The 11,695-nt window shown below is 68.6% G+C and carries 11 protein-coding genes and 2 pseudogenes; 8 read left to right on the forward strand and 5 right to left on the reverse strand.

The window, feature by feature from the left end; all coding sequences use genetic code 11:
• Positions 1 to 262 precede the first annotated feature (262 nt).
• From DIE13_RS32025 to DIE13_RS32035, 3 genes and pseudogenes are all read left to right on the forward strand, one after another.
• Positions 263 to 964: pseudogene (locus DIE13_RS32025) on the forward strand (isocitrate lyase/phosphoenolpyruvate mutase family protein); the annotation flags it as partial.
• A gap of 102 nt (positions 965 to 1,066) precedes the next feature.
• Positions 1,067 to 1,624 (forward strand): carboxymuconolactone decarboxylase family protein, encoded by a 558-nt coding sequence (locus DIE13_RS32030; RefSeq protein WP_124830975.1) that lies wholly within the window; start codon positions 1,067 to 1,069, stop codon positions 1,622 to 1,624.
• A gap of 48 nt (positions 1,625 to 1,672) precedes the next feature.
• Entirely contained in the window at positions 1,673 to 2,518 is an 846-nt protein-coding gene (locus DIE13_RS32035; RefSeq protein WP_124830976.1) for a helix-turn-helix domain-containing protein, read from the forward strand.
• Between the two features lie 29 nt (positions 2,519 to 2,547).
• Here the strand turns inward: DIE13_RS32035 and DIE13_RS32040 are convergent, their stop codons facing one another.
• Positions 2,548 to 3,759: an MFS transporter gene (locus DIE13_RS32040; protein ID WP_124830977.1), complete on the reverse strand. Its 1,212-nt coding sequence runs from the start codon at positions 3,757 to 3,759 to the stop codon at positions 2,548 to 2,550.
• 111 nt (positions 3,760 to 3,870) lie between these two features.
• On the opposite strand from DIE13_RS32040, the gene DIE13_RS32045 reads away from it, so the two are divergent.
• The gene (locus DIE13_RS32045) at positions 3,871 to 4,860 is read left to right on the forward strand and encodes an AraC family transcriptional regulator (RefSeq protein WP_124830978.1); all 990 of its coding nucleotides are present in this window, start codon (positions 3,871 to 3,873) and stop codon (positions 4,858 to 4,860) included.
• 54 nt (positions 4,861 to 4,914) lie between these two features.
• Here DIE13_RS32045 and DIE13_RS33100 read toward each other — a convergent pair whose 3' ends face one another.
• Positions 4,915 to 5,184 (reverse strand): hypothetical protein, encoded by a 270-nt coding sequence (locus DIE13_RS33100; protein WP_175762333.1) that lies wholly within the window; start codon positions 5,182 to 5,184, stop codon positions 4,915 to 4,917.
• Positions 5,181 to 7,094: a DUF3857 and transglutaminase domain-containing protein gene (locus tag DIE13_RS32050; RefSeq protein ID WP_124830982.1), complete on the reverse strand. Its 1,914-nt coding sequence runs from the start codon at positions 7,092 to 7,094 to the stop codon at positions 5,181 to 5,183. Before DIE13_RS32050 ends, DIE13_RS33100 begins: the two co-directional genes overlap by 4 nt.
• 350 nt (positions 7,095 to 7,444) lie before the next feature.
• Here DIE13_RS32050 and DIE13_RS32055 point away from each other — a divergent pair, with 350 nt between their 5' ends.
• The 3 genes from DIE13_RS32055 (at position 7,445) to DIE13_RS33105 (ending at position 8,203) form a co-directional block, all read left to right on the forward strand.
• A complete protein-coding gene (locus tag DIE13_RS32055) occupies positions 7,445 to 7,630 on the forward strand; it encodes a hypothetical protein (RefSeq protein ID WP_124830979.1) in 186 nt (61 codons plus the stop codon).
• A gap of 97 nt (positions 7,631 to 7,727) precedes the next feature.
• A complete protein-coding gene (locus tag DIE13_RS32060) occupies positions 7,728 to 8,003 on the forward strand; it encodes a hypothetical protein (RefSeq protein WP_124830980.1) in 276 nt (91 codons plus the stop codon).
• Positions 8,004 to 8,044: 41 nt separating this feature from the next.
• Positions 8,045 to 8,203 carry a hypothetical protein gene (locus DIE13_RS33105; protein WP_175752333.1) on the forward strand — a complete coding sequence of 53 codons (159 nt, stop codon included), beginning with the start codon at positions 8,045 to 8,047 and terminating at the stop codon, positions 8,201 to 8,203.
• Positions 8,204 to 8,305: 102 nt separating this feature from the next.
• Here the strand turns inward: DIE13_RS33105 and DIE13_RS32065 are convergent, their stop codons facing one another.
• On the reverse strand, positions 8,306 to 8,626 hold the full coding sequence (locus DIE13_RS32065; RefSeq protein WP_124830983.1) for a DUF1840 domain-containing protein: 321 nt from the start codon (positions 8,624 to 8,626) through the stop codon (positions 8,306 to 8,308).
• 295 nt (positions 8,627 to 8,921) lie between these two features.
• Positions 8,922 to 10,892, reverse strand: coding sequence for an APC family permease (locus DIE13_RS32070; RefSeq protein ID WP_124830981.1), 1,971 nt, complete (start codon positions 10,890 to 10,892; stop codon positions 8,922 to 8,924).
• A 463-nt stretch (positions 10,893 to 11,355) separates the two neighbouring features.
• Between DIE13_RS32070 and DIE13_RS32075 the strand changes: the two are divergent.
• Positions 11,356 to 11,695: pseudogene (locus DIE13_RS32075) on the forward strand (enoyl-CoA hydratase); the annotation flags it as partial.

An 11,695-nucleotide genomic window follows, 5' to 3' on the forward strand; every position in this document is an offset into this window, starting at 1 on the left:
TTGCGTTTGCGTGGCATAAAAGTGGCTCCTTGGCCGTCAGTTTATGCATCACACACAAAAGACCGGATAGGCTCGAGGACGTTGGGATTCGTGCGTCCGCCGGGCGCGTAATGCAGTAAATCTGGCGGGAAAGCCCTTCGCCGGCCGGGCTCTACCGCTGAATCCGGCGTGAGGCAACAAAATTGCCGAGCCGTTGAGCGAATTCATGTCATTTGCGAGAGTGGTCTGAATCCGGTCGATGGGTATTTCAACGTCCTGCTAAGCACTGTTCAACGTATGGGACGCGGGCAGCGCACGCACGGTCGCCGATGCGGGCGGCGTCGCGCTGGCGACCGGGAGCTGGTCGGTCGCGGCCGCCAACGGTTTCAGCGACGGCGAGCAGATGCCGAAGGCGCTGATGCTGGAAGTGCTCGCGCGGATCTCGCGGGCGACCGATCTGCCCGTCACCGTCGATCTCGAAAGCGGCTATGGCGAGCGGCTGGAGGAGGTCGCCGACACGATCGCCAGCAGCATCGAGGCCGGCGCGATCGGCTGCAATCTCGAGGACAGTTTCCCGGCGACGGGCGAGCTGCGCACGGTCGCCGCCGCCGCCGCCCGTCTCGCGGCGGCCCGGCAGGCAGCCGACCGCGCGGATATCGGCTACTTCATCAACGCGCGGACCGACGTGTTCTTCAAAGCCGCGGCCGACACGCACGACGAACGGCTGCTCGACGAAGTCCTGACCCGCGCACGCGCCTACGCGGCGGCCGGCGCCGACGGCCTGTTCGTGCCGGGCCTGCGTTCGCCGGCGCTGATTCGCGCGCTGACGGCCGCATCGCCGCTGCCGGTGAACATCATGCGCGTGTCGGAAACGCCGGCGCTGGCCGAACTCGCCGAATACGGCGTCGCGCGCATCAGTCACGGGCCGTACCCTTACCTGCAGGCGATGAAGGCGCTTGCGGCGGTGGTGAAGCAACATGCATAGACAAACCGATTACATCCGATGTAATTGGCGCGCGGCCCGGCCGTCCCTACGCTTCAGGTGCCGCGCCGCCATGCCGGCGGCGCTCATCGCCCAGGAGGCGTCATGTCCCGCTATCCGCTTCATACGATCGACTCGGCCCCTGCCGGGTCGAAGCCCGTCCTCGAGCAACTCCGGCAAACCTTCGGCGTGATCCCGAACATCGCGGCGGCCATGGCCGCCTCGCCGGTGCTGATCAACGGCTTCATCGGCCTGTTCGAGCGCGTGCACGCGAGCAGCCTCACGGAGCCGCAGATCCAGACGCTGCTGCTCACCAATGCGGTCACGAACGCCAGCGAATGGCCGGTCGCCTTCCATACCGCGCTCGCCTTGCAACAGGGCATTCACGCCGCCCACGTCGATGCGATCCGGCGTGGCGGCCTGCCCGACGACGCGGCGCTGGCCGCGCTGTCGGCGCTGGCGCGCGCACTGATCGAAACCCGTGGCCGCGTGGCGGAAGCCGACCGGCAGCGCTTCCTCGACGCCGGCTTCAGTGCAGAACAGTTGCTCGAAGTGATCGCGGTGGTCGCCGCATCGACGATCACGAACTACGTCGGCAGCGTGGCGCGGCCGGCGCTCGAAGCGCCGTTCGAGGCGTTCGCGTGGCATGCGGACGCCGCGTGAGTTCGATATAGTCGTCGGCGTCGCTCACGGAACGATCAGGACAACGCGATGAATGCGAGCACCCGCGATCCGAACGCGCCGCAGCCTGAACTGGGCCGGCTGTTGCGCTACTGGCGCGACCTGCGCGGCGTGAGCCAGCTCGACCTGTCGCTCGACGCCGGCATTTCGCAGCGCCAGATCAGCTTCATCGAAAGCGGACGCAGCGTGCCCGGACGCGACACGCTGCTGATGCTGGCGCAAACGCTGGACGTGCCGCTGCGCGAGCGCAACGCGCTGCTGCTCGCCGCCGGATACGCACCCGTGTATTCGGACGCGCCGTGGGACGCGGCGGAAATGCATGGCGTGATCCGTGCACTCGAACGGGTCGTGCGCCAGCACGACCCGTTCCCCGCGATCGTCATGGACCGGCACTGGAACGTGCTGATGAGCAACGACGCGGCGCCGCGCTTTTTCGGCTGCTTCATCGACATGGTCGCACGCGAAGGCCCGCGCAATCTGCTGCGCCTGATGTTCGATCCGTCCGGCATGCAGCCGTTCGTCGCCGACTGGGACAGCGTGTCGCGCAGCCTGCTGCAGCGCGTGTACCGCGAATCGGTCGGTCGCGTGATCGACGACGACACGCGGCGACTGCTCGACGACCTGCTTGCCAGTCCGCATGCCCCGCACGACTGGAAAACGCCGACGGCACCGGCCGCCGCACCGTCGATGCCGGTCGTTCCGGTTGGCTTCGTCCACGAAGGCGTCGTGCTGCGCTATTTCTCGTTGATCACGACGGTCGGTACGCCGCAAAGCGCCGCCGCGCAGGAACTGCGCATGGAGTGCATGTTCCCCGCGGACGACGCCACCGAAACACGTCACCGGCAGTTGCTCGACGCACACGCGCCGACGCGCTGAGCAGCGCGCCACCGGCGCTCACGCATCGGTCACTCCGCCAGCGCTGCCGCCACCCCGACCCGCTTCGGCACGCCGGTCGCGATCGTCGCCACCGCGACGGCCAGCACCGCGGCCGCGCCCAGGAACACGCCGCCCGCACCGTTCGCGTCGAACACGACGCCGCCCACCGCCGCGCCCGTCGCGATCGCGAGCTGGATGGCCGCGACGATCAGCCCGCCCGCGCTCTCGGCTTCGTCGGGCACGGTGCGCGTGACCCACGTCGACCACGCGACCGGCACGCCGCCGAACGCCATTCCCCACAACGCGACGAGCACCGCGTCGAGCATCGGCGCGCGGCCCAGCGCGACGAGCGCGACGCCGAGCACGACCATCAGCGCGGGCATCCCGATCAGCATCGGCCGCAGCCGGTGTTCGAGCACGCGGCCCGCGAGCGACGTGCCGACGAAGTTCGCAATACCGTAGCCGAGCAGGATCGCCGACAGCCCGTTCACGCCGACGCCGGCCACCTGTTCGAGGAACGGCCGCAGATACGTGAAGAACGCGAAATGCCCGGTGAACACGAGGATCGTCGCGAACATCCCGAGGCCGACGGTCGGCCGGCGCAACACGTCGACGAGCGTGCGCAGCCGCGTCGTGCCGCTCGGCGGCATCGACGGCAGCGTCATGACCTGCGACACGAGCGCGACGCCGCCGATTCCGGCCGCGATCAGGAACACGTTGCGCCAGCCGATCAGGTGTCCGAAATAGCTGCCCATCGGCGCGGACGCGATGGTCGCGACCGCCACGCCGCTGAAGATGATCGACAGCGCGCGCGGCACCATCGCGGTCGGCACGAGCCGCATCGCCGTGGCCGTCGCCATCGTCCAGAAACCGCCGAGCGCGACGCCGAGCACGACGCGGCCGACCAGCAGCGTCGTCAGGTTGGGCGCGAACGCGACCGCGAGGTTCGACGCGACGAGCAGCACCGAGAATGCTAGCAGCACGCGCCGCCGGTCGATCGTGCGCGTCAGCGCCGAAATCAACAGGCTGGTGACGAGCGCGACGGTCGCGGTAGCCGTCACGGCCTGACCGGCGACGCCTTCGGTCACGCCGAGACTGTCGGCCATCGGCGTGAGCAGGCTCGCGGGCAGGAATTCGGCGGTGACGAGGCCGAACACGCCGAGCGTCATCGCGAACACCGCGCCCCAGGCCGGTTCGCGGGGAGTCGCCGTGACGGCGGTGGAGGACATTCCGGGATTCATGCGTGGTTCCGTATGAAAAAAGCGTTCCAGTGATGGCGTATCGTAAGGAACCACGGCAGGACGGTCTATGACATACAATCCGCCCTTATTGATCGAACGTCCGAATCTGATATGTCCGAGCCTCTGCTTCCCGATGTACCCGACGCGCACGACCTCGTCAGCGAGCTGCTGCTGGGCATGCGCCTGAGCGGCGTGCAGTACCGCCGGATCCAGGTGCCGCGGCCGTTCGGGCTGAGCTTCGGCCAGGCGCCGGGCCGCGCGCAGTTCCATTTCGTCGGGCGCGGGCCGGTGCTGCTGCGCGACGCGGCCGGCACGACGGTGCAGCTGGAGGCCGGCGACGCGATCCTGCTGCCGCACGGCCTCACGCATGCGCTGATGTCCGATCCGGATGCCGCGTGCCGCGAGATCGGCGGGTTCGAGGTCGCGAAGATCTGCGACACGGTCGCGGCGGTGGGCGCCACGTCGTGCGCGACGACGGAGCCGGGCGCCGGCGATGCGCTGATCTTCAGCGCGTGCATGGAGCTCGATCTCGGCGGCATGCAGCCTCTCGTCGGGACGATGCCGGCGTTCATGCACGTCGGCACGCTGCTCGCGCGCTACCCGGAAATCCGGCCGATGCTCGATGCGATGGAGCGCGAATCGTGCTCCGCGCGGGCGGGCTTCGCGGGCATTCTCGCGCGGCTCGCGGACGTGGTCGCCGCGTTCATCGTGCGCGGCTGGGTCGAATGCGGCTGCGGCGACGCGACGGGCTGGGTGCAGGCGCTGCGCGAACCGAAGCTCGGCCGCGCGATCGTCGCGCTGCATCGAGATCCGGGGCGGAACTGGAGCGTCGCGGAACTGGCCGCCGAAGCCGGCGTGTCGCGCTCGGTGTTCGCCGAACGCTTTCTTGCAGCCACCGGGATGACGCCGGTGCGCTATCTGACCGAGCTGCGGATGCGGCTCGCCGCGCAGTGGATCGCACGCGACCGCGAAGCGATCGAGGCGGTCGCGTACCGGCTCGGCTATGGGTCGCTCGCCGCGTTCAGCCGTGCGTTCAAGCGCGTGGTCGGGCGGCCGCCGGGCGCGGTGCGCGCGGAAAGCGACGCGCACGCCGACGCGTGACGGGGCTCGCGCGACGCATGCCGATGCGCGGGCCGGCCGCGCCGTGTCGCCCGCTCACGCTCCGCCGGCGTCGCAACACGCGCCGCCGGCCGTGATGGCCCGGCTCACCCGCTGCGCGCGTCGAGCTCGTCCATCAGCGCCGTCGCACATTTGCACGGCAAGCGCCGCACACTGTTGCGCATCCACCGGCGCGCCGTTCATCACCATGCCCTGCACGATCCGGCCCGGCAATTCCTTCGACAGGTCGGCGATCTCGTATTCCCGTGTCGTCATGTTTCTCTCCTGTGCGTCGATCGTGACGCGCGCCGCCTCCGCCGCGCTCAACGCTGCTGCGCACGCACGACGATCTGTGCCTGCGTGTCGCGTTCGATGCGTTCGAGCGACGCACGCAGCGCCGTGAATTCGTCGGGCGTGCATACCTGGCGGCCGAACGCCGCGTTCATCCTGCGGGTGATCTGCACGACGCGCGCGGCCGGATCGAACACGTAATGCGACGTGAAGTCGACGAAGCGGTCGTGCACGACCGTATCGTCCGGCAGGTCGGTCACCGCGACGCCGGCCGGCAGCGCGATCTGGCCGGTCTCGTCGAACGAACCGCCGATGCACACCCACGGTTGCGTGCGCGCGGGCTCCGTCAGCCAGCTTTCGACCTGCGTCGCGATCCCGCCCGTCAGGCTCGACAGCGCGGGCACCGCCGTGGTGCCGTCCGGCCACACCAGATGATCGAGCGTGCCGGTCATCGTCACGTCGAACGGCCCCTGCGTCACGCGGCGATCGCTCGTCGCGATCTGCGCGCGGCCACGCAGCCCGCTTTGCCGCACACGCTCGTTCGCGAGCTGCCGGATGCGTTCGGGCGGCGCGCGGCGAAACAGCGTGCGTTCGAGTTCCGCCGTCCAGCCGTCGTCCTCGATGAGCGCGTGGAAACGCGCGGAACCCGGTTGTGCGGCATCGATCTCCAGCCGCGCGACACGGCGGCGCGGCTGCGTGGCCGGCGTACGCGACAGCACGCCGCTATCGACGAGCAGCGCCGGACGATCCATCACGATCGGCGGCAGGTAGCCGAACGCGATGCCGCCGGTCGTCGTGTCCGCATAGAGCCCGAGATCGGGCAGCCACGTGATCGCGTGATTGATCGCGCCGCCGCCGTAACCGGGCACCGACGGCAACGTGTAGACGGAGCCGAGATTGATCAGCACCGGTTCGCTGCGAATGCCGACCGCCGCGAGCAGCGCGCCGAACAGCGCAACGTGATCCTTGCAGTCGCCGTAGCGGTTGCGCAGGATGTCCGTCACGCGATGCGGCGCGGCGGCCGTTTCGCCGAGAAAGAGCGCGACGTAACGCACGTTTGCCTGCACCCAGTCGTACAGGATGCGCGCCTTGTCGTGAGGATCGGCGGCGTCGGCGGTGAGCGCGCGCGCCAGTTGCACGACGGCCGGATCGTTCGCGCTCGGGTCGACGGCCGCGTCGCGATAGCGCGCGGCGAACGCCGCGTAGTCGGGCAGCGTGGACACCACGAGCCGATCGCCGTAGGTCGGGTAGCCGACCGCGCCGCTCTCGATCCGGTCGTACGGCCCGTGCCGGTAATCGAACTCGTAAAGCGTGCGGCCGTTTTCGGTCACGGGCGGCAGCGCGACGTAGCCGCGCGCGTCCGCATGCAGCGGCAGGTCGGCCGGCAAGTCGAAGATCAGCCGCTGGCTCTCGACCGGCTCGCGCGACGGCTCGACGTAATAGCCAAAGTAACCGGCGTTGACGCGCTTCGTGCGCGTCTTGCGAAACACGATGCGCGTGCTCGATCCCGCCTCGACGCCGGGAAACACGACCGTGCGCAACAGCCCGTCCTGGAACGTCGGGGCGCCGGCCGAACGTGGCTCCTGCACGTCGCGGATGCCGTCGGGGCCGACCGGATGCGCGACGCCGTCGCGATCGATCGTCTCGGCCGCGAGCAGGTCGACCTTCTCCAGGTTCCTGTCGAACCACACGTAGCGCTGTGCGATCGCGTCGATCCCGTTCGCATCGTTCGCGCGCAGCGTCGAATCGTCGTGCTCGTCGAGCGATCCGTCGTGCTGGAGCACGAACACGTGGACGTCGCTGACGAGCGTCACCGGCGCTGCGTCGCCCGTCTCCGCGAACGAGGGCCGTGCAGGCGCCAGCGCGACCGCAGCGAAGACGCCGGCGAGCGCAAGGGTGCGCGCCGGCATGCGACCGGTCAATCGGGGAAAGGGGAAACGCACCACGTCGAAGCTCTCCGCGCGTTCGTGTTCGGTGGGATGCAACGGGCAGGCATCGACGCCGGCAACATGCGCACCGCGCAGCCCTCGCCCGTCGCTCGACCCAGTGTGGGTGACGGGCCGGTGAGCGTCAAGCCGCGCAGCGACGGCCCGCGTCGCCATCAACCGGACGTGCCGGCAAGCGCGCCGCGCACCGTACATGCAGGCTGTCGCCGCCTCCACGTCCGCACCCCGCGCGACTGCCATTTGCATCATGTCGCGATATATAATCCAGATAGGCAAATCGTTCCCGCAACGTCGCCGAAACGAATGACGATCCGGTGCATCCGGCACGCCGACATGGGGAAGGAGACATCATGCTGATCGACAACGATTTCGAAATCGGTTACCTCGTGATCGCGTTCGCACTGCTGGGCGTGATCCTGTTCGGCGCGCTGCTGACGGCGCTGCACTTCGAACGCTGGCATCCGAAGCTGATCGGCGCGGCGCTTGGGGCACTGATCGGGATCGCGTTGATCGAAGCGATGCCGCTGCTCACGTGAATGCGGTCCGGCAATCGCTCGTCGGCCCCGAGCCTGCCGCAACGTGCGCGCGGACGGCACGGGGTCGGAACGCGCGGCGCCCGCGAAGGAGATCAACATGGAATCACCGCTCTGCGTGACCTGTCGCCAATGCGAGATCCGCGCGGGCGCGCTGGTCGATGCGGTGGCCGGCGAAGGCCTCGAACTCGGCGCCCTGTACCAGCCGCTCGCGGTCGTATACTGGGGGGATGCCGGCGGCCGCCACGAAGCGCATCTGCTCGACCCGAAACACGACGTGTTCCGTAACGATTCGGACGCGGTCGGGATCTCGATCGCGCTGGCCAAGCGCTTCATCGATACGAAGCTCGCCGGCGCCTTCATGCCCGCCGGCTGACGTCCCGCGGCACCCCTCGTCCTCACGCTGCAGGAGGCGACATGGAAAACGGTATCGTTCCCACCATCGTGCTGCTCACGGTCCTCGTGTTCGCGGTGCTGTTCTTCGCGGAACGGCGCAGCCGCGACCGCACGCGCGACAGGCTGCTGCACCGGGCCGCGCGGCGCTCGCCGCGCTCGCATACCCACCATCACCCGTAAGCGCGCCACGCAAAAAAATCGGCCGGCGATGCGGCGTCGTGCGACGCGCAACCGTCGGCCTTTCAGTGGAGGTCCGGTTGTCGGGGCAGCCGCGCGACGCGCCTACATACCCCACATCACGTGTCGGCCCTGTGCATGGGCCGCACGCATCATGTCCAGCAGCGGCCACGCGCGCTGCGCGAGCCCGCCGGCGTGCGGCGCCAGTTCGGTGCGCAGCCCGCGTGTCGAATACGCGTGCGCGCTTTCCCGCGCCGCGTCATCCCTGATCGCCTGCTCGAGCCGGGCGATCGCCTCCGGCAATTCATCGGCGGAAAGCACGCCGCGAACGTCGAGTCCCTTCCCGACGAGCCCCAGCAGGTACTGCGCCAGATCGCGCAACATCACGATATCCGGTGCGGCGGATGACCGAAACGTAACCATCATCGTCATTTCCCCTCGTCGTGGTCGCCACAAGCCCGTGCGGCGCCAGCCGCCGGTCGCGGCGAGGCCGGCCATCCCGCTGCGCCCGGTCGCCGCCCGTTCATCTGAACCGGACGTTCGCCCGGCGCGACGCGCGCATCGCGCGTCCGGGTTCGCGTGCGGCGCGGAAGCCGGATAACGCGAAGGCCTGCCTTCATTTTATGTCATGCTGTGACATATTCAAGCATGCGGCCCCGGAATGGCGCGGCTCGTGTGGAGAAATTATCGACAGGCGCCGGACGTTGCGCGCGATGCGGCGCTACCCGACATTCATCGGCAGCAGCACCATCTGCCGCCCCTCGACATGCAGCCGCGCCTGCAACTCGACCGGCGTCTGGTTATGCAGCCAAGCGGTCAGGAAGTTCACGCGCCGGAAAATCAGCTTGCTCGCGAAGCACACGGCGTTCGGATACGCATCGAGCGTCGACGACGCGAGGTTCATGAATTCGACGACCGGGTTCGTGCCGAACGCGATCCGGTAATCGGCGGCAATGCCGTTGCGGCGACAGTGCGCGACGTAGTAGTCGAGCGATTCGGTGATCGTGTGGCGCAGCCGTTCGAGATGCTCGTGTCCGTCGTACGCCTTGGCATCGACCTCCCCTACCGCGAGAAAGATCACGTTGCGAAAGTGCCCCGGAAACAGCCGGTTGACCCACAGCAGCGCGTGCATGCTCGCGCCGCGATGCTTGCCGACGAGCAGCACGGCGGTGGGCTGCGCCGGATCGGGCTGGCCCGGCGCGCTCGCTTCGTCGACTTCCGGCGGCTTGCCCGAGAACAATGCGTCCTCCTTGGCGAGCTGCGTGCGCGTGTACGCGTAGTGCCGGTTGATCATGCAGCACAGCGCGATCACCGCGCTCGTCACGAGCACCGTGAGCCAGCCGCCGGCCGTGAACTTCTCGATCAGCGTGATCACGAGCACGGTGGCCGTCACGCTCAGGCCGAGCGCCGACAGGCAAAAGTGCTTGACCCAGCCGCGCTCGCTGCGATGGCGCCACCAATACGTGCACAGGCCGAGCAGCGACATGCTGAAGGTGAGGAACACGTTGATGCTGTACAGCACGACGAGCACGTCGACGTTGCCATGCGTCCATAGCAGAATCAGCAGGCTCGACAGGCCGACGACGATGATGCCGTTCTGCCGCACGAGCCGCGTCGACAGGTCGCGGAAATGGCGCGGCACCCACGAATCCGACGCCATGTTCGACAGGACGGCCGGCCCGTCGAGAAAGCCCGTCTGCGCGCCGACCAGCAGCAGCCCCGCCTCGAACGCGAGCACGGCCGCGAGCAGCGCATGCCGCGCGAATGCGGATCCGAGCCCGAGACGATCGATCACGCTGCCGAACACGACCGCGTTGAGCGTCTCGCCTTCGACCGGCCGCGCGTGCCACAGCATGTACAGCAGGATGATGCCGCCGGCCGTAAACGCGAGCGACGTCGACATGTACCACATCGTCACCTTGCCGTTCGGCACGCGCGGATCGGCGAGCATGTTCACGTTGTTCGACACGGCCTCGAGGCCCGTGTACGTGCCGCCGCCGAGCGAGAACGCGCGCATCAGCAACGCGAGCATCACGAACGTGCCGAGCGATTGCGACATACCGTGCGCCTCGTGCACGGCGTCGGGCACGATCATCGCCAGGTTGCTGCCGTGCACCGCGACGCCATACACGATCAGCCCGAAGTGCAGCACGACGAAGCCGATGAAGATCGGTAGCAGCACGATGATCGACTCGCGCATCCCGCGGAAGTTGAGCCCCGTCATCAACAGGATCAGCACGATCTCGGTCGTGAGCTTGAACGCCTGCGCACCGACCGGCAGCAGGCTGTAGAACGCATCGACGCCGCTCGCGAGCGACGTCGCGACCGTCAGCACGTAATCGACCAGCAGCGCCGCGCCCGACACGAGCCCCGGCTTCGGCCCGAGCAGCGACGTCGCGACGCGATAGCCGCCGCCGCCGGTCGGAAACAGCTCGATCACCTGGTTGTAGCCGAGCGCGATGACGAACACGGTCGCCGCCGTCGCGAACGCGAGAAACAGCGCGAGCGGCGTGTGGTGCGCGAGCGCGAGGAACGCCTCTTCCGGGCCGTAGCACGACGACGACAGCCCGTCGGCGCCGAGCCCGACCCACGCCAGCAACGGTGTCACGGCGATCGCATGGCGCGTGCGCGGATCGAGCGGGTCCAGCGGCTTTCCGACGAGCAACTGCCACATCTTCTGGAATGCGGTCATGGTCCCCTCCCGGCACGCCGGGCGCACCGGCGTCATCTTCTCAAGCTAGTCCACCCGCGCAGCCGGCGCCAGTCCGCACATTCCATAAGAGACCGTCGACGGCCCGGCGGCGCTTTCAACGCGTAAGCGAACGGCCCGCCGTACCGGCGCCGCGGCAGCGACCTCGCGCCGCCCGCAAGCCGTCCGCCCGGGTCGCGCCGGGTCGCGCCACGGCCGCCGGTTGCGCGATGCGGCGCCCCGCCGCCGGCCCGCCGGGCCGATTCCGCCGTGCGCCGCGATCGAGGCCGAACCCGCCGGATGCGACGCGCAACCGCGTCCCGGTCGTGCGTCATTCCCCGCAATTCGAGTTTTGTGCGCGCGCAACAATGGCGATGCCTCGCGGCCGGCGCCATGCGGGGAGCGGGTTTCCCCACGCGACACCGGCTGCGGCGGTCTTTGAAAAACCACATCACGAGGACATACCATGCAACTCCAATCCCATCCGGCGTGCCGCCCGTTTTACGAAGCAGGTGAACTCACGCAACTGACCGCGTTCTACGAAGAAGGTCGCAATGTCATGTGGATGATGCTTCGATCGGAGCCACGGCCGTGCTTCAACCAGCAACTCGTCACCGACATCATCCATCTCGCGCGCGGCGCGCGCGACTCGGGCCTGCAGTTCGACTTCTGGGTGACGGGCTCGCTCGTGCCCGAGCTGTTCAACGTCGGCGGCGACCTGAGCTTCTTCGTGGACGCGATCCGCAGCGGCCGGCGCGATCAGTTGATGGCCTACGCGCGTTCGTGCATCGACGGCGTGTACGAGA

This window comes from Burkholderia sp. Bp9016 (genome assembly GCF_003857765.1).
GTDB lineage: Bacteria > Pseudomonadota > Gammaproteobacteria > Burkholderiales > Burkholderiaceae > Burkholderia.

Bases quoted from the DNA above. Each gene is read 5' to 3' on its own strand.
- DIE13_RS32030 (WP_124830975.1), top strand. From the start codon at position 1,067: ATGTCCCGCTATCCGCTTCATACGATCGACTCGGCCCCTGCCGGGTCG.
- DIE13_RS32035 (WP_124830976.1), top strand. From the start codon at position 1,673: ATGAATGCGAGCACCCGCGATCCGAACGCGCCGCAGCCTGAACTGGGC.
- DIE13_RS32040 (WP_124830977.1), bottom strand. From the start codon at position 3,759: ATGAATCCCGGAATGTCCTCCACCGCCGTCACGGCGACTCCCCGCGAA.
- DIE13_RS32045 (WP_124830978.1), top strand. From the start codon at position 3,871: ATGTCCGAGCCTCTGCTTCCCGATGTACCCGACGCGCACGACCTCGTC.
- DIE13_RS32055 (WP_124830979.1), top strand. From the start codon at position 7,445: ATGCTGATCGACAACGATTTCGAAATCGGTTACCTCGTGATCGCGTTC.
- DIE13_RS32060 (WP_124830980.1), top strand. From the start codon at position 7,728: ATGGAATCACCGCTCTGCGTGACCTGTCGCCAATGCGAGATCCGCGCG.
- DIE13_RS33105 (WP_175752333.1), top strand. From the start codon at position 8,045: ATGGAAAACGGTATCGTTCCCACCATCGTGCTGCTCACGGTCCTCGTG.
- DIE13_RS32065 (WP_124830983.1), bottom strand. From the start codon at position 8,626: ATGATGGTTACGTTTCGGTCATCCGCCGCACCGGATATCGTGATGTTG.
- DIE13_RS32070 (WP_124830981.1), bottom strand. From the start codon at position 10,892: ATGACCGCATTCCAGAAGATGTGGCAGTTGCTCGTCGGAAAGCCGCTG.